The organism is Pseudaquabacterium pictum, from assembly GCF_005403045.1.
Classification (GTDB): Bacteria; Pseudomonadota; Gammaproteobacteria; order Burkholderiales; family Burkholderiaceae_C; genus Pseudaquabacterium; species Pseudaquabacterium pictum.
This window is the reverse complement of sequence record NZ_BJCL01000002.1, coordinates 364250-389059: the sequence shown is the minus strand read 5'-3', so window position 1 is coordinate 389059 and position 24810 is coordinate 364250. Positions and strand designations below refer to the sequence as shown.

Here is a 24810-nt window from a genome sequence, read left to right as displayed (position 1 = left end):
TTGCCCTGACAGGTGCAACCGCGGTGCCCGTGCCGGCCCGCCGAGGGCCGCCGGCCAGCCAGACGGGGCTGCAGCTCCGAGGGAGAGATCAGGACTTTCCCGGGTGTCGTTCAGCGTCCGCCGCAGCGGTGCGCGCAACGCGTTTACCCGCGACCCCACTTGATGAAATGAGCAAACCGCACCGACACTGGCGTTTTCGATTCACCAAATCAGCCATGCCCGCGTCGTCCATCCCCCGCATCTCCCTGGCCGAGGTCTCGCGCACCACCGGTGCGCTGATGCGCCGGGGCGATCCGTCGCCCAACGACGCCAAGATCCAGCCGCAGCTGTCGGACATCACCGAGTGCCTGTTCTTCTCGCCCGGCGACGGCCGCATCTGGCTCAACGACCAACGCATGGTGCTGATGCACACCGGTTCGCTGGGCACGCTGCGCCGCGAGCTGATCGACACCCTGGGCCTGGAGCGTGCCCGCGGCCTGCTCACCCGCACCGGCTATGCCTCGGGCGCGCGGGATGCCCAGCTGGTGCGCGAGCGCTGGCCCGACGGCGACCTGGTGCCGGTCTTCATGGCCGGCACCCGCCTGCATGCGCTGGAAGGGGTGGTCAAGGTGGAGCCGGTGGAGTTCGAGATCGACCCCGAGCGCGGCCACTACCACGGTGAATTCATCTGGCACCACTCGACCGAGGACGACGAGCACATCAAGTCCTACGGCCTGGGCACCGACCCGGCCTGCTGGATGCAGCTGGGCTACGCGATGGGCTACGTGACCGGCCTGATGGGCCGGCTGGTGGTCTTCCGCGAGGTCGAGTGCCGGTCCACCGGCGCGTCGCTGTGCCGGGTGGTCGGCAAGACCGCCGAGGCCTGGGGCGATGTGTCCGACGACATGCGCTACCTCAACGCGCAGGATTTCCTGGCCACCAGCACCCATGGCGCCGCGCCTCCTGCGGTGCTGGGCACCACCGCCCTGGCCGATGGCGCCGACAGCGGCATGGTGGGCGTCTCGTCGGCGTTCAAGGCTGCCTGCCACATGCTCAGCCGGGTGGCGCCCACCCAGGCCACGGTGCTGTTCACCGGCGAATCCGGCGTGGGCAAGGAGATGTTCGCGTCGATGCTGCACCGCGTCAGCCCGCGGCGCGACCGGCCCTTCGTGGCTGTCAACTGTGCCGCCATCCCCGAGAACCTGGTCGAGTCGGAGCTGTTCGGTGTGGAGCGCGGCGCCTTCACCGGCGCCAGCGTCTCGCGGCCTGGCCGCTTCGAGCGGGCCGATGGCGGCACGCTGTTCCTCGACGAGATCGGCACGCTGAGCCTGGTCAGCCAGGGCAAGCTGCTGCGCGCGCTGCAGCAGGGCGAGGTGGAGCGGGTGGGCGGCTCGCGCACGGTCCAGGTCAACGTGCGGGTGGTGGCCGCCACCAATGTGGACCTGCGCGCCGAGGTGACCGCCGGCCGCTTCCGCGAGGACCTGTTCTACCGCCTGGATGTGTACCCCATCCACCTGCCGCCGCTGCGCGAGCGGCGCGAGGACATCCCGCTGCTGTTGAGCCACTTCCTGCACCTGTTCGCCAACCGGCATGGCCGGCGCCTGGCGGGCTATGCGCCGCGCGCGGTGCGCACGCTGATGGGCTACGCCTTCCCGGGCAACATCCGCGAGCTGCAGAACATGGTCGAGCGCGGCGTCATCAGCGCCGACGAGGGCGGCGTGATCGACCTGCCCCACCTGCTGCGGCGCGAGCAGCTGGCCGATGGCACGCTGCTGTCGATCAACGCCAGCGGCGCGCTGGCGGGTGATGCCGCCGCGCCGCCCGAAGCGGCCGCCGCCAGCCTGTTCGACCGCATCGCCGAGCCCGGCAGCGGCACCGTCGACCTGGAGGCGGTGCAGCAGCAGCTGATGCGCGACGCGGTGGCGCGCTGCCAGGGCAACCTGTCGGCGGCGGCGCGCCTGCTGGGGCTGACCCGGGCCCAGCTGAGCTACCGGCTGCGCAGCGCCGGCGCCGGCCAGGGGCAGGGCATGCAGCCGGCCTGAAGGCAGCCTGCAGATCCATCGAACGCCGGGCCGGTGCCTCGGCGCTACGCTGCAGGCGCATGACGATGCCGCTTTCCCCCCGCCGCCGCGCCCTGCTGGGCGGCAGCGTGGTCGCCCTGGCCGCCGGCCTGCACGACCTGCTGCGCTTCAGCCATGCCGCCAGCGCGCCCGAGGCGCCCGACGGCCGGCCGCGCCTGCAGGGCACGGCCCCCGCGCTGTTCATCGGCCACGGCAGCCCGATGAATGCGCTGCAGGACAACGACTTCACCCGCCACCTGCGCCGCTGGGGCCGCGAGCTGGGTCTGCCCAAGGCGGTGCTGATGGTCTCGGCCCACTGGCTGACCGAGGGCCAGACCGCGGTGATGGTCGATGCCCAGCCCTCCACGCTGCACGACTTCGGCGGCTTTCCGCCAGAGCTGTTCGCCCAGCGCTATCCGGCGCCCGGCGCACCCGACTGGGCCGCGCGCACCGCCGGCCGGCTGGCGCCGCGGGCCATCGGCCGCCACCAGGGCCGCGGCCTGGACCACGGCGCCTGGACGGTGCTCAAGCACCTGTACCCGGCCGCCGACGTGCCGGTGTTCCAGCTGTCGATCGACATCACCCGCCCGGCGGCGTACCACCTGGCGGTGGGCAAGGCCATCGCGGCGCTGCGGGCCGAGGGCGTGCTGGTGATCGGCAGCGGCAACATCGTGCATAACCTGGGCGACACGGTGCGCGGTGCCACGCCGTCGGTGCGCGGCCTGCGCGACTGGGCCGATGACTTCGACCAGCGCGCCAAGGGCGCACTGGAGGCCGGCGACACCGCCGCGCTGCTGGCCTATGAGCGCCTGGGCCCGCACGGTCAACGCGCCGTGCCCTTCCCTGACCACTACTTCCCGCTGCTCTATGCGCTGGGCACCGCCCAGGCGGGCGAGCGGGCGCGGCAGGTGTTCGAAGGCTTCCAGTCGGGCACGCTCAGCATGCGCTGCGTGCAGTGGGGCTGATCAGACCAGCGGCGCCGCCTCGGTCTCGGGGTGGCCGGCCAGGCGGCTGTGCCACATCACCCGCGGCAAGGTGAAATCCCAGGGCTCGGCGCGGTGCAGCAGGCAGCGGTTGTCCCACAGCACCACATCGCCGGCGGTCCAGTGGTGGGCCACCACCCGCGGCGGCTGGCAGGCCCAGGCCACCAGGTCTTCCAGGAAGCGCTCCGATTCGGCCTCCTCCAGCCCGGGGATGGCATGCGCGTGGCGGCCGATCAGCAGCGACAGGCGGCCGGTCTCGGGGTGGCGCTTGACCAGCGGGCGCAGCGGCGTGGCGGTGGTGTCCATGCCGTAGCCGACATAGGCCGAACCTGCCTGCTGCACATGGCCCAGCTTGCTCTGCGAGTAAACCAGCGAATGACGCGCCGACCGCTGGTGCACCAGGGCACGGGTGGCGTCGTCCAGCGCGTCGTAGGCGGCGCGCATGTCGGCAAAGCAGGTGCGTCCGCCGGTGGGCGGCACCACCTCGGCCGAGAACACCGCACCCTGGGCCATCACCGGCATGTAGGTGCTGTCGGCATGCCAGGCCATGTTGCCGACGATGACCTTCATCATGTCGTCCCACTCGGCCGGGCTGTGCTGGCGCACCGTGCCGTCGGCCTTGACGTTGGAGATGGCCACGATGTCGCCGCCGCCGATGCGCTCGATCGGCCCGAAGCGTTTGGCGAAGCCGATCTGCTCGGCATTCGTCAGAAACTGCCCGGGAAACACCAGCAGCGCGTGCTGCAGCCAGGCGGCATGCAGGCGGGCGAAGCCGGCATCGTCGAGCGTGGCCAGCCGCAGGCCGGTGACGGTGGCGCCAAACGTGGCGTCGGCGATCGGGGTGATCTGCATGGCGGTGCCGTCCGGGTCGGCAGCGCCGGGCGGGTCAACGCTGGCGCTGGTAGGTGACGAAGGCGTAGCCGCAGGCCGGCGGGCCGGCGCTGTGGCGCTGATCACGCGATTCTTCGACGAATCCGCCGCCGCGCCAGTCGGGAAAGCAGGTGTCGCCAGGCAGGTCGGCGTCGATCTCGGTCAGCAGCAGGGTGTCGGCCAGCGGCAGGGCCTCGGCGAACAGCTGGCCGCCGCCGATCACGAACACCCGCGCCGCACCGGTGGATGCTGCCGCCTGGCGGGCCTGCGCCAGCGCATCGGCCAGGCTGTGGGCCACCTGGGCGCCATCCGACTGCCAGCCGGCCTGGTGGGTGACGACGATGTTGGCGCGGCCGGGCAGGGGCCGGAACCGCACCGGCAGCGAATCCCAGGTGCGGCGGCCCATCACCACCGGGCAGCCCATGGTCTGGCGGCGGAACCAGCGCTGGTCTTCCGGCTCTTTCCAGACCAGGTCATTGCCGCTGCCGATGGTGCGCCGGCGGTCGACGCTGGCAATGAGCAGCAGGGGGATGTGCGTCACACCGCCACCGGTGCCTTGATCAGCGGATGGCTCTGGTAACCGTGCAGCACGAAGTCCTCGAACCGGTAGCCGTCGATGCTGTCGGGCCGGCGCACGATCTCCAGCGTCGGGTAGGGGTAGGGCGCGCGGGCCAGCTGGGTCTGCACCTGCTCGACATGGTTGTCGTAGATGTGGCAGTCGCCGCCGGTCCAGATGAAGTCGCCCACGTCCAGGTCGCACTGCTGGGCCAGCATGTGGGTCAGCAGGGCGTAGCTGGCGATGTTGAACGGCACGCCGAGGAAGATGTCGGCGCTGCGCTGGTAGAGCTGGCAGCTGAGCTTGCCGCGGCCGCCGGGCACGGTGGCCGGCGCCACGTAGAACTGGAAGAAGGCGTGGCAGGGCATCAGCGCCATGGCGTCCAGGTCGGCCACGTTCCAGGCGCTGACGATGATGCGGCGGCTGTCGGGGTTGGTCTTGACCTGCTGCACCACCTGGGCGATCTGGTCGATGTGGCGGCCATCGGGCGTGGGCCAGCTGCGCCACTGCACGCCGTACACCGGGCCCAGGCTGCCGTCGGCGCGGGCCCATTCGTCCCAGATGGTGCAGCCGTTGTCCTGCAGCCATTGCACGTTGCTGTCGCCGCGCAGGAACCACAGCAGCTCCACCACGATGGCTTTCCAGAACACCTTCTTGGTGGTGACCAGCGGAAAGCCCTCGTTCAGGTCGAAGCGCATCTGGTGGCCGAACACGCTGCGCGTGCCGGTGCCGGTGCGGTCGCCCTTGGCCACGCCATGGGTGAACACATGGCGCATGAAGTCTTCGTACTGGTGGCGGGTGGGGCGGGTCATGGCGGACAGGTCGGGGCGGCTGGGATCCGATTATCCGGTGGAGCGGGACGGCTTCAGAGGCCGTGCGAAATCGCGCGCAGCAGCGCATGCAGTTCGGCCCGGGCGGCGGCGGTGCCGTCGGCAGGCAGCCCCGCGGGGTAGGTGACGACCCGGTGCGTGCGCACATCGAACGGCAGGTCGACCGCCGGTCCATCGGCTGCGCCTGCCGCACGCATCAACACCACCGGTTTGCGCAGCGCATGCGCGAATCCCACTTCGTAGAGCACATTCGGGTTCTGCTCGTCCACCACGGCCACCACGCAGCGTGCCGCTTCGATCTCGGCGCGCAGCGTGTCGACGATGTCGCCGACGGAGGGGGTGTGGTCCATGCGCACGGCCAGCAGGTGGGCGCCGGCGATCGCCGGTTCGATGATGCTGGCATACAGCGGCAGGTGGCGATCTGCAAAGGGCATGCACACCAGGCAGGTGCCGCGCGCGCTGCGCAGCAGCGTGGCCGCCACCTCGGCAGCGAGGCTGTCGATCTGCGCGGTCGTCAGCAGGTCGAGGTCGATGTCGGACCAGCGTTGCCACTGTGCTGCGTCGATGAAGAACTCGTCGCGGATGTCATCGCCGAATTCGGTCCACAGGTGCTGAGAGGCACCGCCCATGAACGGCAGCGGCAGCATCGGCTTGTCGATCTGCAGCGCCAGGCGGGCAAAGTCGGTCGTGCCCTGTCCGCCGCCGCCGACACACAGCACGTCCGACTTGGCGATGATCTGGGCCTGCCGGTTCATCAGGCTTCGGCCCCGCACCACGACGCGGCGTCCCAATCCCAGCAACGATCCAGGCAGGCTGCCGTCGCGTTTCCTCACCAGAAAGCTCGTGACCCGGCGGTCGACGTCCGATGCGGGCAGTCGGTCGGCGAACGACTGGGCCACCGTCATGGTGAACGACCGCCGCCCGCGTGCGATCTGACCAGCGTACCCGCTGGTGGCCACCGCGACATGCAGTTTCGGGGCCAGGTGTCCGCCAAGGCACTCGCACAAAGTCTGCTGCGCGGGCGTGATCGCGCCCGAGCCCAGAAACGCGACCTGCAACCCCGGAGCGCGCATCAGCTGCCATTGGCGGGCGTCATCGGCGTCGTTCATGGCCTCAGCGGTAGGAGCGCCAGTCGAACACCATGCGCAGCCCCAGCGACCAGATGGTGCGCAGTTCAACCGGCGTGTTGACCGGGCCGACTTCGCGGGCATGGCCGGGCACGTCCGCGCTGGTGAACAGCTGGAACAGCACGCTGGAGCTCTGGTTGCCGGCGAAGGCGCGGTAGGGCCGGTATTCCAGGATCGGCAGGTCGACCAGCGTGGAGCGCAGGCGCACCAGCCGGGGCGGGTCGCCGGGCCTCAGGCCGGGAGCGACCAGCTGGTCGTCGTTGCTGCGGCCGAAGCGGGTGACACCCAGCTCGCGCCCCAGCACGAGCTGGAAGCGCCCCACCGCCGTCGCCATGCCCAGCTGCCAGGGGATCAGGCCACCGTTGCTGGCCGTCACCGCCATCGCTGCGTAGGCGTCGGGCGCGGCCAGCGCCAGTGGCGACAGCAGCAGCAGATCCCCGGGCACCAGGAAGAACGGCGCGCGCAGGCGCAGGCTGGGCCCGGTGCGCGCCGGCACTGCTGCCAGGATGCCGCCGCCGTCGACCAGCACCGACCGGGGCAGGAACTTGTTGCTTGATGCCGTGTCGGCCCGCATGCCCAGTGCGGCATACACCAGGCCATCGCCCGAATCGCCGATCACGCCCTCCAGGCCCAGGCCGAGCCGCAGCGAGACATCCAGCCCGGTCATGCGGCCGCGCTCGGTCTGCGCGGGGTCGAAGCCGTTGCGCAGCTGGCGGTGGTCGATGGCGCCGGCCAGGCCGATGAACGGGCCCAGCTCGGCGCGGAAGCGCGGCATCGCGCCCAGGCCCGGGCCCAGGCCGGGCACCGGCGTGGGCTTCTGCACCGCGGTGAACAGCGCGCCGGTGGTTTCGGCCTGCTGCAGCACCGCCGGCCGCGGCGGCATGCGGCTGTTGCGGCAGACGTCGAAGCCGTCGGCCTCGGCCGGCGCGGTGTCGGCCTGCGGCACCAGGTCGGCCGGCAGGATGCCCTGGGTGGCGTCGATCACCTGGGCCAGGCTCTGGCGCACCGACTCGGCCGCCAGGGCGGCGTCTTCGGGCCGCATGTGGGCATCGCCCATCACCACCACCGGCGGGCCGCCCTGGCCCCAGGTGGAGATCTCCAGGCCGTGCTCGTTGTAGTAGTCGTGCGTGCCCTTGCGCTGGGAGGCGTCGCCCCAGGTGCCGGCGATGTGGCCGGCGGCAAAGGTGTCCTGCAGGAAGTGCAGCGCAAAGGCCTCGTCGGCCAGCGCGGCCAGCAGCAGGGCGCGCCGCGCTTCGGGCGTCAGTGTCTCGCGGGCCAGGCGGGCGGCCTTCTGCAGCGCGCTCAGGTGGTGGTGGCGGTAGACGCCCACCGCGTTGATCTCGGCGCCCGGGGCCACCGCGGTGCGGCCGTAGCTGGCCTCGTCACTGGTGGCCTGGGTGCGCGCCAGCAGGAAGTGCGCGGTGCTGGCATTGGCGCGGGTGGCATAGCCCGGGTCGGCGCGCTGCATGCGGATGTCGGAGACCCGCAGCGCGTTCAGCCGCTCGGCCCGGTGCTCCGAGCTCTGCATGCGGCGGCGCAGATCGGGGCCGATGGTCTCGGGGGTGATTTCCACCGGCTGCGCCGAGGCCGGCGGCACCACCGGGATGCGGGCCAGGTCGGCCTTCAGCTGGGCCGCCACGTCGGCCACTTGCAGCACCCAGTCCGACCGCAGCGCGGTGTCCAGCAGTTGCCGGCTGGAGCAGGCATGGTCGCCGGCGAGGGCCGTCAGCGCCGCAAAGTCCAGGCACAGCGGCGCCACGCCCTGCTTCTCGAAGGCCGACAGCCGGCACAGGCGCGCTTCATGGCCGGTGCGGGCTTCTTCCCACAGCCGGTCGAAGGCGGCGCGGCGCTCGGGCACCAGGGATGTCACGGCGAGCACCGCGATGTCGCGGTGCTCCGGGTAGACCCAGGCCTGGGCCGATGCGGCCAACAGCCCGCCGGCCAGCGTTGGCAGCGCCCGTGTCCATGCCGTCTGCCTGCGTGTCATTGCCCCACCCCGCCGCCACCCGACCGGCCCGCCCCCGGGCATCCCTGCGGGCGATGTTGCCACGCCGGCCACGCGCCCGGCGCCACCACAATGCAGGCCATCGTGGTGCCGCATTGGCGGCGAGGCGCGTGGACATGACACACACACCGGGTTGGGACGGCGGGCTGCGTTGGCCGCTGGTGGCCCTGCTGGCCATGCTGCTGTGGCTGGCCGGCTGCGCCACGGTGCCGCCGCCGCCGGCGCCCAAGCTGGCGCACAGCACCGCGCTGCCGCCGCGCGCCGACGGCCTGCTGGCCGCGGTGGAGCAGCAGATCGCCGGCCAGCATGGCGCCGAGGTCTCGGGCTTCCGCCTGCTCGACAGCAACGCCAACGGCCTGCGCTACCGGCTGGCGGTGATCGACGGCGCCAGGCATTCGCTGGATGTGCAGTACTACGTCTGGTTCGCCGACGCCGCCGGCCAGCTGCTGATGACGCGGGTGATCGCCGCGGCCGACCGCGGCGTGCAGGTGCGCATGCTGTTCGACGACCTGAACACCATGCTGCGCGACATGGGCAGCCCCGAGCTGCGCGACGCCATGCTGGCCCGGGTGGATGCCCATCCCAACATCGAGGTGCGGGTGTTCAACGCCTGGCGCGAGCGCGGCTGGCTGGGCCGGCTGGGCGAGGGCATCAGCGACTTCGCGCGCATCAACCGGCGCATGCACAACAAGCAGATGGTGGCCGACAACCGCACCGCCATCCTGGGCGGGCGCAACATCGGCGACGAGTACATGGGCCTGAACCCGGCCTTCAACTTCCATGACCTCGATGTGCTGGGCGTGGGCCCGGTGGCGCGCCAGGCCAGCGCGGTGTTCGACCGCTACTGGAACAGCAGCTGGGTGCGCCGCCTGCCGCCCCCGCAGCCCGGTGCCGATGCCCGGCGGCTGACGCCGGCGATGATCGAGCTGCCGCCCGCCGCCGCGGCCCACCCCGCCACCCGCGCCATCGCCGCCGGCCAGCGCGACTGGACGGCCGACATGCTGGCCCTGGCGCACACGCTGACCCCGGGCCGCAGCGCGGTGCATGCCGATCCGCCGTCGCGCGCCGAGGGCTCGGCCAACCGCATGCCGGCGGCCTACCGGGCGCTGATGCGCTCGGCCCAGCGCGAGGTGCTGATCAGCAATGCCTACGTGATCCCCGACGCCGGCTTCATGGCCGACCTGCAGGACCTGGCAGCCCGCGGCGTGCGGGTGCGCATCCTCACCAACTCGCTGTCGTCCAACGACGTGCCGGCCGTCAATGCCCACTACGGCCCCTGGCGCCAGCGCCTGCTGCAGGCCGGCGTGCAGCTGCACGAGCTGCGCGCCGACGCCGCCATCCAGGCCGCGGTGGTGGACACACCGCCGGTCAAGTCGGGCTTCGTCGGCCTGCATGTGAAGGCCATGGTGGTCGACCGGCAGCGCAGCTTCATCGGCTCGATGAACCTCGACCCGCGCTCGGAGATCTTCAATTCCGAGATGGGCGTGGTGGTCGACAGCCCGGTGCTGGCTGCCCAGCTGGCCCGGCACCTGGAGCGTGACATGGGCCCTGACAACAGCTGGCAGGTGGTGGCCGCGCCCGAGGGCGGCCTGCACTGGCACAGCAGCGCCGGCACGCTCGCCAGCGAACCCGCCCGCCATGTCTGGCAGCGGGTGCAGAACCTGCTGTTCAAGCTGCTGCCGGCCTCGTACTACTGAGCGCGCCCGGATGTCGCCCTGGCGCCGCCGACTGGCCCTGCTGGCCGTCTGTCTGGGCACGCTGGCCGGTCCGCTGGACACCACGGTCAACACCGCCTTTCCAGTCATCAGCGCGGCCTTCGCGCTGTCGCCGCAGGCGATCCAGTGGGTGGTGATCGCCTTCGTGCTGACGCAGACCTGCCTGACCCTGGTCTTCGGCCGGCTGGGGGATCTGTTCGGCCACCGGCGCATCTTCGCCATCGGCCTGGCCACCTGTGCCGTGGCCCACCTGGCCGTTGGCCTGGCGCCCGACTTCCCGACCCTGGTGGCCATGCGGGTGCTGCAGGGCCTGGGCGTGGGGCTGGTGGTGTCGTGCGGAGCGGCCCTGGCCACGCTGGCCTATCCGCCGGCCGACAAGCAGCGCGTGCTGGCCCTGTACGTGGCCAGCACCAGCCTGGCCATGGCCGCGGGGCCGTGGCTGGGCGGCGTGCTGATCGATGCCCTCGGCTGGCCGGCGGTGTTCATCTTCCGCGCGCCCCTGGCCTTGCTGGTCTGGCTGGCCCTGCCCTGGGTGCTGCCGGCGCCGGCCGGTCCTGCGCGCGCAACACCGGCGCCGGCTTTCGACTGGGTGGGTGCGGTGGGTCTGTCGGCCGTGCTCTGCGCCCTGGTGCTGGGCCTGGCCGAACTGGCCCGGCCTGCGGGCCGCGTGGCCGTGGGGCTGGCCGGCCTGGGTGCGGGCCTGCTGGGCGCGGTGCTGTGGGTGCGGCATGCCGACCGCACGCCGCATCCGGTGCTGCGGCTGGCGCCGTTCCGCGCGCGCCTGTTCACGGGTGTGCAGCTGGCGTCGGTGGCGCTGAGCCTGGCCAGCTTCGCCAACCTGCTGCTGCTGCCGTATGTGCTGACCCGCGGACCGCAGGCCCTGCCGATCGGCACGGCCGGTCTGCTGCTGGCGCTGTACCCCGGCGGCGCCGTCGTCGGCAGCCTGCTCGCCAGCCGCCTGGGCCGGCAGGCCGGTGCCACCCGGCTGATGGTCTGGGGCCTGGGCGGCGGCGCCATCGGCCTGCTGGCCACGGCGCTGCTGCTGGTGCCGGCGCCCTGGTTGCTGGCCGGGCTGCCACCGGCGGCGCTGGGCGTGGGCATGGCGGTCTGCGGCATCGGGCAGGGCCTGTTCCAGGTGGGCTACATGGACACCACCACCAGCCTGCTGCCGTTGCACGAGCGTGGGGTGGCCGGCAGCCTGGTCAGCGTGACGCGGCTGCTGGGCATCGCCCTGGGCGCGGTGGGCATCGGCTGGTTCGATGCCTGGAGCGGCAGCACGGCGCTGAGCTTTGCGGTACTGGGAGGCGCGCTGGCGTTGCTGGCACTGCGCTGGGGGTGGGTGTGGCGGCGCATCGGGGCCGGCTGAACGGCGACAGGCGCCGGGGCGCGGACGTGGCCGGAGGCCTGGGCCTCTGATCGACCCGGCGTGCGCGTGTCGGGGGCTCAGAGAACCCGCAGCACCTCGAACTGCTGGCGGCTGCCACCGACCTGGATCGACACCTCGTCACCGTCGCACTTGCCCAGCAAGGCCTGGCCCAACGGGGCGTCGGTGCTGATGACCTGCACCCGCTGCGCGCCGCTGACCAGCGTCATGCTGCCCCCCGCCGGGCCGAGAAACAGCTGTTGCTGCTGGCCGCCGGCATCGACCAGGCAGACCAGCGCGCCGCGCTGGATGCCCAGGCCGGCGTCGTACGGGCCGGGGCGGAACTGGCGCCAGGTGGCCATCGCCGCGCGGATGGCCTCGGCCCGGCGCGCCTGGCCGGTGGCCAGGTACGACGCTTCCAGCCCCAGGGTGTCGTACTTGTTCTCGGCGATGTTCTCTTCGTGCGTCGCCGTTTCATGGGCGGCCCGCACGGCTTCTTCGGCTTGCAGCAGGTCGCCGGCCAGGCGTTCCAGCACCTGTTGCTGCAGTGCGGCCTTGTCCACGGCGGCGCTCAGGTGCCGCGCAGGGCGCCGGCTGCCATGGCGATGAAGCGGGCGTGGTGCGCAGGGTCCAGCCAGCGTGTCACCACCACCGCCTGCAGCGCGGGATCCACCCAGACCATGTGGCCGCCGGCGCCCTGCATGAACACCGCGTCGGCCGACGCGCCCGGGAACAGCCGGCCCTCGGGGTTCAGCCACACCAGCCAGCCGTAGAACGGCGCGATCGCGGCCGGCTGGCCCATGCGGCGCACCCAGTCCGCGGGCAGCAGCGCGCGGCCCTGGTGGGTGCCGCCCTCCAGCAGCAGCTGGCCCAGCCGGGCCAGGTCGCGAGCGCTGACCGTCACGCCGCCGCCCCAGTGCGTGCCGCCAGGCACCGAGGGCAGGCGCCGGCCGTCCAGCGTGACCCAGGCGTCGTCGTAGCCTTCCCAGCGGAAGCTGTCCTGCGCACCCAGCGGTTGCAGCAGCGCGTCCTGCATCACCTGCTGCAGCGGCTCGCGGAACAGGTGCAGCAAGGCCAGCGACAGCTGGTTGATGCGCACGTCGTTGTACTCCCAGTACGTGCCCGGCGCCTGCAGCGGGCGGTTGCCACCCTTGGGGCCGCCGGCGGGGCGCGGGTCGTGGGCCACCTTGCGCCAGCGGTCCACCTGGTCAGGCAGGCCGAAGCAGCTGCCTTCCCATTCGCTGGTCTGTTCCAGCAGCTGGCGCCAGGTGATGGGCGCGTTGTGCGGCGTGTCGAAGCCGATGCCGGGCAGCTGGGCGGCCACCGGCCGGTCCACATCGGGCAGCAGGCCGCGCAGTTGCGCCACGCCGGCCAGCAGGGCCAGGCAGGTCTTGGCCACGCTGAAGGTCTGGTCGGATCGTGCGGGCTGGCCCCAGCTGGCGATCTCGGCGCCGTGCTGCCACACCACGCCGCTGCAGGGCCCGCGTTCATGCACCGGGCCACGCAGGCGGTTCCAGGGCGGCGGATCGTCGTGGTGCACGCCGAAGCGCAGCGGCTCGCGCAGCGGGTCACGCGTCCAGGGCGTCTCGTGGGCGTCGGCGAAGGCGGTGGCCTGTGCCAGGGATCGCAGGGCAGGTGTGGACATGCCCGGCAGTCTAGAGGCCCTGGTCAGGCCGCTCAGGCCGCTTCGCGGTCGTCCAGCCCGAACTGCATCGCCGCCAGCCGCGCATACAACCCGCCGCGGGCCACCAGCGCATCGTGCGTGCCGATGTCGACGATGCGGCCGGCCTCCATCACCACGATGCGGTCGGCCCGCTGCACCGTGGCCAGCCGGTGGGCGATGACCAGGGTGGTGCGGCCCGCCATGGCCCGCTCCAGCGCGGCCTGCACCATGCGCTCGCTCTCGGCGTCCAGCGCGCTGGTGGCTTCGTCCAGCAGCAGCAGCGGCGGGTTCTTCAGCATCGCCCGGGCGATGCTGATGCGCTGGCGCTGGCCGCCCGACAGGCGCACGCCGCGCTCGCCCAGGTAGGTGTCGTAGCCCTCGGGCAGGGCGGTGATGAAGTCGTGCGCAAACGCCGCCTGGGCGGCGGCGATGACCTCGGCCTCGGTCGCCTCGGGCCGGCCGTAGCGGATGTTCTCCAGCGCGGTGGTGGAGAACACGGTGGAATCCTGCGGCACGATGCCCACGCGCTGGCGCAGGTCGGCCAGGCTGGCCTGGCGGATGTCGACGCCGTCGAGCGTGATGGCGCCGCTGCCCACGTCGTAGAAGCGCAGCAGCAGCTGGAACACCGTGCTCTTGCCCGCGCCGCTGGGGCCGACGATGGCCACCGTCTCGCCCGGCGCCACCTGCAGGCTGAAGCCCTGCAACGCCGGCAGCCGCGGGCGTGACGGGTAGTGGAAGCCCACGTCCTGGAAGGCCACCGCCGCGCCGGCCGGGCGGTGCGGCAGCGCCAGCGGGGCGGTGGGCTCGGCCACCGGGCTGCGGGCGTCCAGCAGCTCCATCAGCCGCTCGGTGGCGCCGGCAGCGCGCAGCAGGTCGCCGTACACCTCGCTCAGCACCGCCACGCTGCTGACCAGGATGATCACGAACACCACTGTCTGCCCCAGGTGGCCGGCGGTGATGGTGCCGGCGGCCACCGCCTGCGTGCCCTGGTACAAGCCCCACAGCAGCGCACCGAAGGTGGCGGTGATGATGAAGCCCACCAGCAGCGCCCGCACCTTGGTGCGCTTGCGCGCCGTCTCGAAGGCGGCCTCGGTGGAGCTGTTGAAGCGCTGCGCCTCGCGCCGCTCCTGCACATAGCTCTGCACCACGGGGATGGCGTTCAGCACCTCGGCGGCGATGGCGCTGGAATCGGCCACCCGGTCCTGGCTGGCGCGGCTGAGCTTGCGCACCCGGCGGCCGAAGTACAGGCTGGGCAGCACCACCAGCACCAGGATGCCCAGCACCTGGGTCATCACCACCGGGTTGGTGACGATCAGCATGGCCATCGCGCCGGTGCCCATCACCACGTTGCGCAGGCCCATGCTCAGGCTGCTGCCCACCACCGTCTGCACCAGGGTGGTGTCGGTGGTCAGGCGGCTCAGCACCTCGCCGCTGGCATTGCTCTCGAAGAACTCCGGGCTTTGCTGCACCACATGGCCGTAGACGGCATTGCGCAGGTCGGCCGTCACCCGCTCACCCAGCCAGCTGACCATGTAGAACCGCAGCGCCGAGAACAGGCCCAGCGCCGCGCCCACGCCGAACAGCGCCAGGAAGTGCCCGCGCAGCGCCATCACCCGCTCGGCCGGATCGGCCGCCACCACGCCTTGGTCGATCAGCGACTTCAGCGCCACCGGGAAGGCCAGCGTGCTGACGGCCGCCAGCACCAGGAACAGCCCGGCCAGGGTGATCTGCAGCCGGTAGGGCCGCAGGAAGGGGCGCAGGCCGGAGAGGGAACGGGGCGTCTTTGCGGCGGGGCGGTCGTTGTCTTTCTGGGCCATGGCCGGCAGTGTAGGGGTCGACCTCTGGGCGGCATGGATGGTTGCCAGCAAGCCCTGCGGAAATGCATGCTTGGGCAATCATTGCCCTGGCAATAATGTGCGATGGCCGATCCTGCCCCGACCACCGCCGCCTTCTACACGCCCGAGACGATCCGGCCTGACAACAACATCGGCCTGCTGATGAAGCGGGCCCTGCAGTCGATCCGCCAGACCATCGACCGCGAGCTGGCACCGCATGACCTGACCCAGGCGCAGTGGCTGCCGCTGGTGCGCATCGCCCATGGCGGCTGCACCACCATCGCCGCACTGGCGCGCGACCAGGCCATCGACCCCGGCGCGATGACCCGCGCCGTCGACCGGCTGGAGGCCAAGGGCCTGCTGCGGCGCGAGCGCTCGGCGGCCGACCGCCGTGTCGTCACCCTGGTGCTGACCGAGAGCGGGCGTGCCGCCGCCGCACTGGTGCCGCCGGTGGCCGTGCAGGTGCTCAATGCCCACCTGGCCGGCTTCAGCCCGGCCGAGTGGCAGCAGCTGATCGGCCTGCTGCACCGCCTGCTGGCCAATGGCGACACGCTGCGGGAGCCGGCATGACAGCTGCCCCGCGCCAGACCCTGGCGACCGCACTGGCTGCTGCGGCGCTGCTGGCCGGCTGCGCCCAGCCCGGCCCGCCCATCGCCCAGGCGCCGTTGCTGGCCCCGTCGGCCGCCGGCCTGGGCGACGCGGCCGGCGCCTTTCCCGACACCCGCTGGTGGACGGCGCTGGGCGACCCGGCACTGGATGCCCTGGTCGACACCGCCCTGGCCGGCCAGCCCGGCCTCCAGGCCGCCGCCGCCCGGCTGGCCGTGGCCGATGCCGCGGTGGCCCTGGTGCAGGGCGGTCAGGGCCCGCAGGCCGGGCTGTCGGCCGATGCCACCCGCCAGCGCTTCAGCGGTAACGGGCTGATCCCGCCGGCGGTGGCCGGCAGCGTGCGCAACACCGCCAGCATCCAGGCCAGTGGCCACCTGGCGCTGGATTTCTTCGGCAAGCACGATGCGGCGCTGGCCGCCGCCATCGGCCGCCATCGCGCCGCCGCCGCCGAGGCCCAGGCTGCGCGCAGCCTGCTGGCCGCCCAGCTCACCCAGGCCTGGGTGGGCCTGGCCCGGCTGCTGGCCCAGCGCGACATCGCCACCCAGGCCCAGGCCCAGCGCCAGGCCCTGCGGGACCTGACGGCCCAGCGGGTGGCCGCCGGGCTCGACACCCAGGGCGCCCTGCGCAGCGCCGACGGCCCGGTGCCTGAAGCCCGCGGCCAGATCGCCGCACTGGATGGCCAGATCGCCGCTGCCCGCCACCGGCTGGCAGCCCTCAGCGGCCAGGCGCCGCAGGCGCTGGATGCCGCCGCGCCGCAGCTGGCCGCGCTGCGCCTGGCGCTGCCGCCGGCGCACCTGGGCGCCGACCTGCTGGGCCGCCGCGCCGATGTGGTGGCCGCCCGCTGGCGGGTGGAAGCTGCCGCCCAGGGCGTGGCCGCCGCGCGGGCCGATTTCTACCCCGACATCAACCTCAATGCCGCCGTCGGCCTGAACGCGCTGGGCCTGGACCGGCTGCTGAACCTGGGCAGCCGCCAGCTCAGCGTCGGCCCGGCGCTGCGCCTGCCGCTGTTCGACGGCGGCGTGCTGCGCGCCCAGCTGCGCGGCCGCGCCGCCGAGGCCGATGCCGCGGTGGCCGCCTACAACGCCGCGGTGCTGGATGCCGCCCGCGAGGTGGCCGATGCCGCCGCCAGCCTGCGCAGCCTGGCCCAGCAGCAGGCCGAGCAGGCGCAGGCCCAGGCTGCGCTGGCCGATGCCCGCGCCATCGCCCAGCAGCGCTTTGCCGCCGGTCTCGGCAACCGCCTGCCGGTGCTGCAGGCCGATGCGCTGCTGCTGGCCCAGCAGGCCCAGGCGCTGGATCTGCAGGCCCGCCAGCTGGAGGCCCAGGCCGCCCTGGCCCAGGCCCTGGGCGGCGGCTGGGCCGACAGCCCGGCCACCGCCGCGGCCGTGCCCGCCACCACCCACACCGCCAGCCGCTGACGCCAGCGGCCGCGCCACGCCCCCTCCAAGCTCCCATGGCCGACACCGCCCCCGCACCTGCCGCCCCCGCCGCGCCCAGCGCCACACCGGGCGCTTCGCCGCCGCAGGCCGCACCCGCCACCCGCCGCCGCGTGCTGGGCCTGATCGGCCTGGCCGTGCTGCTGGCCGGCGCCGGCTGGGCCGCCTGGCACTGGCTGGAAGGCCGCCACAACGAGACCACCGACAACGCCTATGTGCAGGGCAATGTGGTGCAGATCACGCCGCAGGTGGCCGGCACGGTGGTGGCCATCCTGGCCGACGAGACCGACCCGGTGACCGCTGGTGCGCCGCTGGTCAGGCTCGATGCCGCCGATGCCCAGGTGGCGCTGGCCCGTGCCGAGGCGCAGCTGGCGCAGACGGTGCGCGGCCTGCGCGGCACCTATGCCAACAGCGCCACCCTGGCCGCGCAGATCGGCCAGCGCGAGGCCGAGCTGGCGCGCACCGCCAGCGAGCTGGCCCGCGCCCAGGCCGACGTGGCCCGCCGGGCGCCGCTGGTGGCCAGCGGCGCGGTGGGCCAGGAAGAGTTCGCCCATGCCCAGGCCCAGCTGGCCGCCGCCCGCAGCAGCCAGGCCGCGGCCCAGGCCGCGCTGGCCACCGCCCGCGAAGCCCTGGCCGCGCAGCAGACCCAGACCGAGGGGGTGGCCCTGGCCCAGCAGCCGGCGGTGGCCGAGGCCGCCGCCCGGGTGCGCGAGGCCTACCTGGCGCTGCGCCGCAGCACGCTGCCGGCGCCGCTGGCCGGCGTGGTGGCCAAGCGCCAGGTGCAGATCGGCCAGCGGGTGGCCGCCGGCACGCCGTTGATGACAGTGGTGGCACTGGACCAGCTGTGGGTCGACGCCAACTTCAAGGAGCCGCAGCTGGCGCGGCTGCGCATCGGCCAGCGCGCCACCCTCACGGCCGATGTCTACGGCCGCCAGGTGCAGTACACCGGCCGGGTGGCCGGCCTGGGCGCCGGCACCGGCGCGGCCTTTGCGCTGCTGCCGGCGCAGAACGCCACCGGCAACTGGATCAAGGTGGTGCAGCGGGTGCCGGTGCGCATCACGCTGGATGCGGCCGAGCTGGCCAGGCACCCGCTGCGGCTGGGCCTGTCGATGCTGGTGTCGGTGGATGTGTCCGACCCTGCCGGCGCAACGCTGGCCACCGCCGCCCGCAGTGTGCCGGTGGCCCAGACCGCGGTGTTCGACGTGCTCACCGCCGCGGCCGATGCCGAGGTGGCCCGCATCATCGCCGCCCACGGCGGCCCGGCGGCGCGCGCCGCAGGCCCGGCGCGCCGCTGATGGCCGCCCCGCCGGTTCCGGTGGAACACCCGCCGCTGCAGGGCAGCGCGCGGGTGCTGGGCACGGTGGCGCTGTCGCTGGCCACCTTCATGAACGTGCTCGATTCGTCGATCGCCAATGTGTCGATCCCGGCGATCGCCGGCGACCTGGGCGCCAGCCCGTCGCAGGCCACCTGGGTGATCACCAGCTTCGGCGTGGCCAATGCCATCGCCGTGCCGCTGACCGGCTGGCTGACCCAGCGCTTCGGCGCGGTGCGGCTGTGGACCACCAGCGTGCTGCTGTTCGTGCTGGCCTCCATGCTCTGCGGCCTCGCCACCTCGCTGGAGATGCTGGTGGCCGCCCGGGTGCTGCAGGGCCTAGTGGCCGGCCCGCTGATGCCGCTGTCGCAGACGCTGCTGATGGCCAGCTATCCGCGCGCGCAGGCCGGCCGCGCGCTGGCCTTCTGGGGCATGACCACCCTGGTGGCGCCGGTGGTCGGCCCGCTGCTCGGTGGCTGGCTGACCGACAACCTCAGCTGGCCCTGGATCTTCTTCATCAACCTGCCCGTGGGCCTGCTGGCGGCTGCCGTGGGGTGGGGCCTGTACCGCGCGCGCGAAACCCCTACCCGCCGCCTGCCGATCGACACCATCGGGCTGGCCCTGCTGGTGCTGGGCGTGGGCGCGATGCAACTGGTGCTGGACCTGGGCCCCGAGGCCGACTGGTTCGAGAGCACCGAGATCGTGGTGCTGGCGGTGGTGGCGGTGATCGGCCTGGCGGTGTTCATCGCCTGGGAGCTGACCGACGCCCATCCGGTGGTCGACCTGCGGCTGTTCGGGCAGCGCAACTTCTGCGTCGGCGTGCTGGTCACCGGCATCGGCTACGGCCTGTTCCTGGGCAATGTGGTGCTGTTGCCGTTGTGGCTGCAGCAGTGGATGGGCTACACCGCCACCCAGGCCGGCATGGCGCTGGCGCCGGTGGGCGTGCTGGCCATCCTGCTGTCGCCGCTGGCAGGCCGCAAGGTGACGCAGTGGGATCCGCGCTGGATGACCACGGCCGGCTTCGTGGTCTTCGCCGTGGTGATGTGGATGCGTTCGGGCTTCACGCCGCAGACCGACATCGCCACCATCATGGTGCCCACCCTGCTGCAAGGTGCGGGGCTGGCGTTCTACTTCATCCCGCTCACCACCATCAGCCTGGCCGGCATCCCGCAGGCACGGCTGCCGGCTGCGGCGGGGCTGTCCACCTTCGTGCGCATCGCCTCCGGCGCGATGGGGGCGTCGATCGCCACCACGGTGTGGGAGTCGCGCGCCGTCATGCACCACGCCCATCTGGTGGAGCAGCTGCAGCCGGGCAGCGCCGCGCTGGCCAGCGCGCTGGCCGGGCTGCAGGCCGCCGGCCTGAGCGAGGCCGCCGCGCTGGCCCAGGTCACGCGGCTGATCGACCAGCAGGCCCACACCCGCGCGGCCGACGACATCTTCCTGGTCTCGGCCTGGCTGTTCCTGGGCCTGATCGCGCTGATCTGGCTGACCCGCCGGCCCGCGCCGGTGGCCCCCGTGGCAATCCCGGCTGGCAAGCCCGGCTGAATCCGTTCCAATGCGGCATGCGGTTGTTGCCCGCATGCCCTGACCATTCCGTACCCCATGCATCCGAAGTTCCAGGACGACCTGCTCCACCGCCATCTCCATGCCCTGCTGGGCCCCCTGGAACCCGATGCCCTGGCGCTGCTGGAACGCAGCCTCGCATGGCTCACCGTGCCGGGCGGCCAGACGCTGATGCGCCAGGGCGACCTGGGCGATGCGATGTACCTCGCCATCAGCGGCCGCTTGCGCGCCTATGTGCGCGGCGACGACGGCCAGGAGCAGGTGGTGCGCGAGATGGCCCGCGGCCAGATCATCGGCGAGATGAGCCTCTACACCGACCAGCCGCGCTCGGCCACGGTGGTGGCCATCCGTGATTCGGTGCTGGTGCGGCTGGACAAGGCGGCCTTCCACACGCTGCTGTCCAGCAGCCCGCGGCTGTCGATGCTGATGACCCGCCAGCTGATCCACCGCCTGCAGGCGCCGGCGCCCCGTGCCGACCAGTCCCGCCCGGTGGTGCTGGCGCTGCTGCCGATCACCGCCGGCATCGATCTGCCCGGCTTTGCCGCCAGCCTGGCGGCGCAGCTGGCCACCCAGGCCACCGGCAGCGATGGCCGGCCGGCCGGCGTGTGCCTGGTGGATGCGGCCGAGCTCGACCGGCAACTGGGCCAGCCCGGCCTGGCACGCAGCGCCGTGGGTGCCGATGCACAGGCCGAGCAGCGCATCAGCGCCGCGCTGGATGCGCTGGAAGCCGCGCACGACCTGGTGCTGCTGCTGGCCGACGACCAGGCCACGCCCTGGACGCAGCGCTGCAGCCGCCGCTGCGATGAACTGCTGCTGCTGGCCGATGCCGACGCGCCGCCGCAGCTGCACGACAGCGAGACCCGCTTCCTGATGCCGGCCGACGGCAGCGGCGCGCAGCGCAGCGAGGCCGCCCAGACCCTGGTGCTGCTGCACCCGGCCGAGCGCCGCAGCCCCTTGCACACCCACCGCTGGCTGGACCGGCGCCCGCTCACCGGCCACCTGCACATCCGCCCGGCGCTGCCGCGCGACATGGCCCGGCTGGCCCGGCTGCAGGCGCGCACCGCGGTGGGCCTGGTGTTTGCCGGCGGCGGTGCCCGCGGCCTGGCCCACCTGGGCATCCTGCAGGCGCTGCAGGAACGCGGCATCGAGATCGACGTGGTGGGCGGCACCAGCATCGGCGGCGTGATGGCCGCGCTGACGGCGCTGGACCGGCCGCTGGACGAGACCCTGGCGGTGGCCCGCACCGCGTTCCGCGGCAACCCCACCGGTGACTTCAACTTCCTGCCGCTGGTCTCGCTGATCGCCGGGCGGCGGCTGCGCCGGGTGGTGCACACCGCGATCGAGTCGCTGGCCGGCGCGCCGATCGACACCGAAGACCTGTGGAAGACCTTCTACTGCGTGGCCAGCAACTACAGCCGCGCCTGCGAGCAGGTCATCAGTCGCGGCCCGCTGCAGCGCGCGCTGCTGGCCAGCGTGGCCATCCCCGGTGCGCTGCCGCCGGTGCTGCACGACGGCGAACTGCTCTGCGATGGCGGCACCTTCAACAACTTCCCGGTCGACGTGATGCGCAACCAGCGCGGCGTGGGCCAGGTCATCGGCGTCGACCTGAGCCAGAATGCGCCCCGCCGCATCGAGCTGCAGGAAGTGCCCGGCACCTGGGCGCTGCTGCGCGACCGGCTGCGCGGCAAGCGCAAGCGGCGCTACCGGCTGCCGTCGCTGGTGGCGTACCTGATGAACGTCACCATCCTCTACAGCAGCTCGCGCCAGCGGCTGGCGCGCCAGCAGACCGACCTGTACTTCAACCCGCCGCTGCACCGGGTGGGCATGCTGCAGTGGCACCGCTTCGACAGCATCGTGGCCCAGGGCCTGGCCCACGGCCAGCAGGTGCTGGGCGCGCTGGACCCCGCTGCGGCCACCGCCGGCACGGGTGACTGAGCCCCCCGGCCTGGCGCCGGACGACCGCCACCGCATCAACCGCCAGGGCATCGGGTGGATGCTGCTGGCCATGACCGCCTTCATGGCCAACGATGCGCTGGTCAAGGCAGTGGGTGCGCGGGTGCCGGCGGCGCAGCTGATCGTGGTGCGCGGCATGGTCGCCATCAGCCTGATCTGCCTGGTGGCCTGGCGCATGGGCGTGCTGGGCCAGGTGCGCAGCCTGTTGCACCGCGGCGTGCTGGGGCGTGCGGCCTGCGAAGGCGCCGGCACCTTCCTGTACCTGGCGGCGCTGTTCAACCTGCCGCTTGCCAATGTGACGGCGATCAACCTGTCGGCGCCGCTGTTTGTCGCGCTGCTGGCCTGGCTGCTGCTGGGCGAGGCGGTGCACCGGTCCCGCTGGGCGGCCATCGGCGGCGGCTTCATCGGCGTGCTGCTGGTGGTGCAGCCGCAGGCGGGCCAGTTCAACCAGCATGCCTGGCTGGCGGTGGCGGCCACGGTGCTGTACTCGGTGCGCGACCTGCTCACCCGCAGCCTGCCGCCGGCCGTGCCGTCGATCCTGGTCACCCTGGCCACCGCCGGCACGGTGTGGGCGCTGGCCTGCGCGGTGCTGCTGGTGCAGGGCCCGGTGCCGATGGCCGGCCGCGACATCGGCCTGCTGGCGCTGGCAGCGGTGTTCCTGTCGACCGGCTACTTCGCCATCATCGCCGCCACCCGCCAGGCCGAGCTGTCGGTGGTGGCGCCGTTCCGCTACGTCGGCCTGCTGTGGGCCCTGCTGCTGGGCTGGGTGGTCTGGGGCGACGTGCCCAACCTGCTGGCCTGGGTGGGCATGGTGTGCCTGGTGGCCGCCGGCCTGGCGATGGTCTGGCAGCAGCGCCGGCGCTGAACCGGGGGCGCTGCCGGCGCGGTCATTCGATGTCCAGCGGCGGCCGCCACTGCGCCACCGGCACCAGGCGCCAGCGCCCCGCCCAGGTGCCCAGCACCAGCGAGCCGGCGCCGATGGCCAGCACCACGCCCAGCTGCGGCCAGAACACGCCGTCGTAGGCGCCGAACAGGCTGGCCCGGAAGGCCGACACCACCCAGGTCAGCGGCACATACGGGTGCATGGTCTGGAAGACGTCGTCGCTCAGCTCGATCGGCAGCAGCGCACCGGCCGCCGACACCTGCACGATCAGCAGCAGCACCGCCGCCGCCTTGCCCAGGTCGCCCAGCAGCCGCACCAGCGCGAAGACCAGCAGCAGGAAGGTCAGCGAGGCGCTCAGCAGCGTGAGGGCGAACAGCCCCGGCTGCGGCAGCGGCACCTGCAGCACGCCCACCAGCATGGCCAGCATCAGCAGGGCCTGCAGCAGCACCGCCAGCACCGGCAGGGCCAGCTTGCCGGCCACCTGCGCGGTGCGCGGCAGGCCGGCCAGCGGCTCGACGATGCGCCGGAAGTGCACCAGGAAGGCCGCCATCACCGCGCCCACCCACAGCGCCAGCGGCACGAAGTTGGGCGTGAGCGCGGTGCCGTTGTTGGGCACCGGCGCCACCACCTCCACCACCGGCTCGACCGACAGCGCCAGGCCCTGCGCGCTGCCGCCCGGCGCGTCCACCGCCAGTGGCAGGCTGTCGTGCAGCAGTTGCAGGCCCACGCCCAGCCGCCCGGCGCCGTCCAGCAGGCGGTCCAGTCCGGTCTGCAGCGTGTCCTGCGCCAGCGCCAGTTGCCGCACGCCGGTCTGCAGGGCATCGCTGCCACGCGACAGCTCGCGCACGCCGTCGACGAAGCTGTCCAGCCGTGGTTCGTCGAGCAGGCGTGCGGCCAGCGACGAGGCCGCCGTTCCCGCACGCTGGGTGCCCTCGGTGAGCGCGGCCATGGCCTCGTCCATGCGCTGCGCGCCCACCTGCAGGCGGCTGCTGCCGTCGCGCGCGGCGTCCAGGCCCGCCACCAGCTGGCGGCTGCCGAGTTCGATCGGGGCCAGGCCCTCGAGCAGCCGGCTGCCGAACAGCGGCACCTCGTCCACCGCCGACTTGTACTGGTCCAGGCCACCGGCCAGCTCGCGGCTGCCGGCGGCCAGGGCCTCGATGCCGCGGGCCAGCTCGCGCTGGCCGTCGGCCAGCTGCCGTGCGCCCTGGCGCAGCGCCGCCAGCTCGGTGTCGGCGGGGCGCCGGGCGTCGATGCCGCGCAGCTGCGTGCCCACCTGCCGGATGCCGCTGGTCAGCTGGGGGGCGGCTTCGGCCAGTTGCGCGGCGCCGGTGCGCAGCTTGCCGGCCGCATCGGCCGCGCTGCGGCCGCCCGCCGCCACCGACTGGCCGCCGTCGCGCGCCTTGCGCAGGCCCTCGGTGAGCTCGGCCGAGCCCTGGTGCAGATCGGCCAGCGCGGTGCGCAGCGAGTCCAGGTTGCGCTGCGAGCCGGCGGCCGTGGTGAGCACCAGTTCCCAGCGCGCTTCGGCCAGCATGGTGTTGACGCGCTGCGCCACCTCGGGCGCAAACCGGCGCGCAAACCCGGCGCTGCTGTAGTTGTTGCCCTCCGAGGTGTAGATGCCCAGCTTGGCCGCGCCCGGCGCCTCGCCGGGCACGGCCTGGCGGCTGAAATCGGCCGGCACCTCCAGCACGAAGGCCAGCTCGCCCTGGCGCACGCGGCGGCGGGCGTCGGCCGGATCGGTGTAGCGGCGGTAGCTGAACTGGCCGTGGCGCTCGATGGCGGCCAGCACCTCGGCGCCCATGTTCAGGTCGCGGCCGCGGTAGCTGGCGCCGGTGTCCAGGTTGACCAGGCCGGCCGGCAGGGCGCGGGTGTGGGCCGCCGGGTCCCACATGCCCCACAGGTAGATCAGCGCATACAGGGCCGGCACGAACAGCAGGCCGACCGCGGCCACCGCCAGCTTGCGGTGGGTGGTCAGCAGCAGCCATTCATAGCGCAGCACCGCGCGCGCGGCGGACCACCAAGCCATCGGCAGATCTTCCCTGGGTGCGCGGTGTCTCCGCGCTGCGACGATTGTGCG

19 protein-coding genes are annotated in these 24810 nt (G+C 73.1%); 10 read left to right on the top strand and 9 right to left on the bottom strand.

The window, feature by feature from the left end; genetic code table 11:
* Window positions 1-215 precede the first annotated feature (215 nt).
* Both FFT10_RS05835 and ygiD read left to right on the top strand, forming a co-directional pair.
* Window positions 216-2021, top strand: coding sequence for a sigma-54-dependent Fis family transcriptional regulator (locus FFT10_RS05835; RefSeq protein ID WP_137731834.1), 1806 nt, complete (start codon window positions 216-218; stop codon window positions 2019-2021).
* Between the two features lie 65 nt (window positions 2022-2086).
* Window positions 2087-3004: a 4,5-DOPA-extradiol-dioxygenase gene (ygiD, locus tag FFT10_RS05830; RefSeq protein WP_162854847.1), complete on the top strand. Its 918-nt coding sequence runs from the start codon at window positions 2087-2089 to the stop codon at window positions 3002-3004.
* On the opposite strand, the gene sdpA is transcribed toward ygiD, so the two are convergent.
* From sdpA to FFT10_RS05805, 5 genes are read right to left on the bottom strand one after another with little or no spacing between them, the layout of a single operon-like run.
* Window positions 3005-3874: a (S)-phenoxypropionate/alpha-ketoglutarate-dioxygenase gene (gene sdpA / locus FFT10_RS05825; RefSeq protein WP_137731832.1), complete on the bottom strand. Its 870-nt coding sequence runs from the start codon at window positions 3872-3874 to the stop codon at window positions 3005-3007.
* Between the two features lie 34 nt (window positions 3875-3908).
* The gene (locus tag FFT10_RS05820; protein WP_137732073.1) at window positions 3909-4424 is read right to left on the bottom strand and encodes a dihydrofolate reductase; all 516 of its coding nucleotides are present in this window, start codon (window positions 4422-4424) and stop codon (window positions 3909-3911) included.
* Between the two features lie 5 nt (window positions 4425-4429).
* On the bottom strand, window positions 4430-5260 hold the full coding sequence (locus FFT10_RS05815) for a thymidylate synthase (RefSeq protein WP_137731831.1): 831 nt from the start codon (window positions 5258-5260) through the stop codon (window positions 4430-4432).
* A 53-nt stretch (window positions 5261-5313) separates the two neighbouring features.
* Entirely contained in the window at window positions 5314-6387 is a 1074-nt protein-coding gene (locus FFT10_RS05810; RefSeq protein WP_137731830.1) for a TIR domain-containing protein, read from the bottom strand.
* A gap of 4 nt (window positions 6388-6391) precedes the next feature.
* Window positions 6392-8392, bottom strand: coding sequence for a hypothetical protein (locus FFT10_RS05805; RefSeq protein ID WP_137731829.1), 2001 nt, complete (start codon window positions 8390-8392; stop codon window positions 6392-6394).
* Between the two features lie 134 nt (window positions 8393-8526).
* Here FFT10_RS05805 and FFT10_RS05800 point away from each other — a divergent pair, with 134 nt between their 5' ends.
* On the top strand, window positions 8527-10107 hold the full coding sequence (locus FFT10_RS05800; protein WP_137731828.1) for a phospholipase D-like domain-containing protein: 1581 nt from the start codon (window positions 8527-8529) through the stop codon (window positions 10105-10107).
* A 10-nt stretch (window positions 10108-10117) separates the two neighbouring features.
* A complete protein-coding gene (locus FFT10_RS05795) occupies window positions 10118-11491 on the top strand; it encodes an MFS transporter (RefSeq protein ID WP_162520700.1) in 1374 nt (457 codons plus the stop codon).
* A gap of 77 nt (window positions 11492-11568) precedes the next feature.
* Here the strand turns inward: FFT10_RS05795 and FFT10_RS05790 are convergent, their stop codons facing one another.
* From FFT10_RS05790 to FFT10_RS05780, 3 genes are read right to left on the bottom strand one after another with little or no spacing between them, the layout of a single operon-like run.
* Window positions 11569-12051, bottom strand: a complete 483-nt coding sequence (locus FFT10_RS05790; protein WP_137731826.1) for a GreA/GreB family elongation factor — start codon at window positions 12049-12051, stop codon at window positions 11569-11571.
* Window positions 12052-12059: 8 nt separating this feature from the next.
* Window positions 12060-13133, bottom strand: coding sequence for a serine hydrolase domain-containing protein (locus tag FFT10_RS05785; protein ID WP_137731825.1), 1074 nt, complete (start codon window positions 13131-13133; stop codon window positions 12060-12062).
* A gap of 32 nt (window positions 13134-13165) precedes the next feature.
* Window positions 13166-14968, bottom strand: a complete 1803-nt coding sequence (locus FFT10_RS05780) for an ABC transporter transmembrane domain-containing protein (protein ID WP_137731824.1) — start codon at window positions 14966-14968, stop codon at window positions 13166-13168.
* A gap of 102 nt (window positions 14969-15070) precedes the next feature.
* Between FFT10_RS05780 and FFT10_RS05775 the strand changes: the two genes are divergently transcribed.
* Genes FFT10_RS05775 through FFT10_RS05750 form a run of 6 tightly spaced genes read left to right on the top strand, consistent with a single transcriptional unit; the run spans window position 15071 to window position 22718 of the window.
* Window positions 15071-15556 carry a MarR family winged helix-turn-helix transcriptional regulator gene (locus tag FFT10_RS05775; RefSeq protein ID WP_137731823.1) on the top strand — a complete coding sequence of 162 codons (486 nt, stop codon included), beginning with the start codon at window positions 15071-15073 and terminating at the stop codon, window positions 15554-15556.
* Window positions 15553-17007 carry an efflux transporter outer membrane subunit gene (locus FFT10_RS05770; protein WP_137731822.1) on the top strand — a complete coding sequence of 485 codons (1455 nt, stop codon included), beginning with the start codon at window positions 15553-15555 and terminating at the stop codon, window positions 17005-17007. Before FFT10_RS05775 ends, FFT10_RS05770 begins: the two co-directional genes overlap by 4 nt.
* Before the next feature lie 35 nt (window positions 17008-17042).
* Complete coding sequence (locus FFT10_RS05765; protein ID WP_137731821.1) at window positions 17043-18320, top strand: HlyD family secretion protein; 1278 nt, start codon at window positions 17043-17045, stop codon at window positions 18318-18320.
* Entirely contained in the window at window positions 18320-19882 is a 1563-nt protein-coding gene (locus FFT10_RS05760; protein WP_137731820.1) for a DHA2 family efflux MFS transporter permease subunit, read from the top strand. Before FFT10_RS05765 ends, FFT10_RS05760 begins: the two co-directional genes overlap by 1 nt.
* A gap of 57 nt (window positions 19883-19939) precedes the next feature.
* Complete coding sequence (locus FFT10_RS05755; protein ID WP_137731819.1) at window positions 19940-21835, top strand: patatin-like phospholipase family protein; 1896 nt, start codon at window positions 19940-19942, stop codon at window positions 21833-21835.
* Window positions 21828-22718, top strand: a complete 891-nt coding sequence (locus FFT10_RS05750) for a DMT family transporter (protein WP_137731818.1) — start codon at window positions 21828-21830, stop codon at window positions 22716-22718. Before FFT10_RS05755 ends, FFT10_RS05750 begins: the two co-directional genes overlap by 8 nt.
* Before the next feature lie 22 nt (window positions 22719-22740).
* On the opposite strand, the gene FFT10_RS05745 is transcribed toward FFT10_RS05750, so the two are convergent.
* Entirely contained in the window at window positions 22741-24759 is a 2019-nt protein-coding gene (locus FFT10_RS05745) for a YhgE/Pip domain-containing protein (RefSeq protein WP_137731817.1), read from the bottom strand.
* Window positions 24760-24810 lie beyond the last annotated feature (51 nt).

What these genes read in the sequence shown, in the direction of transcription:
- FFT10_RS05835 (WP_137731834.1), top strand. Translation starts at nt 216, where the DNA reads ATGCCCGCGTCGTCCATCCCCCGCATCTCCCTGGCCGAGGTCTCGCGC.
- ygiD (WP_162854847.1), top strand. Translation starts at nt 2,087, where the DNA reads ATGCCGCTTTCCCCCCGCCGCCGCGCCCTGCTGGGCGGCAGCGTGGTC.
- sdpA (WP_137731832.1), bottom strand. Translation starts at nt 3,874, where the DNA reads ATGCAGATCACCCCGATCGCCGACGCCACGTTTGGCGCCACCGTCACC.
- FFT10_RS05815 (WP_137731831.1), bottom strand. Translation starts at nt 5,260, where the DNA reads ATGACCCGCCCCACCCGCCACCAGTACGAAGACTTCATGCGCCATGTG.
- FFT10_RS05810 (WP_137731830.1), bottom strand. Translation starts at nt 6,387, where the DNA reads ATGAACGACGCCGATGACGCCCGCCAATGGCAGCTGATGCGCGCTCCG.
- FFT10_RS05805 (WP_137731829.1), bottom strand. Translation starts at nt 8,392, where the DNA reads ATGACACGCAGGCAGACGGCATGGACACGGGCGCTGCCAACGCTGGCC.
- FFT10_RS05800 (WP_137731828.1), top strand. Translation starts at nt 8,527, where the DNA reads ATGACACACACACCGGGTTGGGACGGCGGGCTGCGTTGGCCGCTGGTG.
- FFT10_RS05795 (WP_162520700.1), top strand. Translation starts at nt 10,118, where the DNA reads ATGTCGCCCTGGCGCCGCCGACTGGCCCTGCTGGCCGTCTGTCTGGGC.
- FFT10_RS05785 (WP_137731825.1), bottom strand. Translation starts at nt 13,133, where the DNA reads ATGTCCACACCTGCCCTGCGATCCCTGGCACAGGCCACCGCCTTCGCC.
- FFT10_RS05780 (WP_137731824.1), bottom strand. Translation starts at nt 14,968, where the DNA reads ATGGCCCAGAAAGACAACGACCGCCCCGCCGCAAAGACGCCCCGTTCC.
- FFT10_RS05775 (WP_137731823.1), top strand. Translation starts at nt 15,071, where the DNA reads ATGGCCGATCCTGCCCCGACCACCGCCGCCTTCTACACGCCCGAGACG.
- FFT10_RS05770 (WP_137731822.1), top strand. Translation starts at nt 15,553, where the DNA reads ATGACAGCTGCCCCGCGCCAGACCCTGGCGACCGCACTGGCTGCTGCG.
- FFT10_RS05765 (WP_137731821.1), top strand. Translation starts at nt 17,043, where the DNA reads ATGGCCGACACCGCCCCCGCACCTGCCGCCCCCGCCGCGCCCAGCGCC.
- FFT10_RS05760 (WP_137731820.1), top strand. Translation starts at nt 18,320, where the DNA reads ATGGCCGCCCCGCCGGTTCCGGTGGAACACCCGCCGCTGCAGGGCAGC.
- FFT10_RS05755 (WP_137731819.1), top strand. Translation starts at nt 19,940, where the DNA reads ATGCATCCGAAGTTCCAGGACGACCTGCTCCACCGCCATCTCCATGCC.
- FFT10_RS05745 (WP_137731817.1), bottom strand. Translation starts at nt 24,759, where the DNA reads ATGGCTTGGTGGTCCGCCGCGCGCGCGGTGCTGCGCTATGAATGGCTG.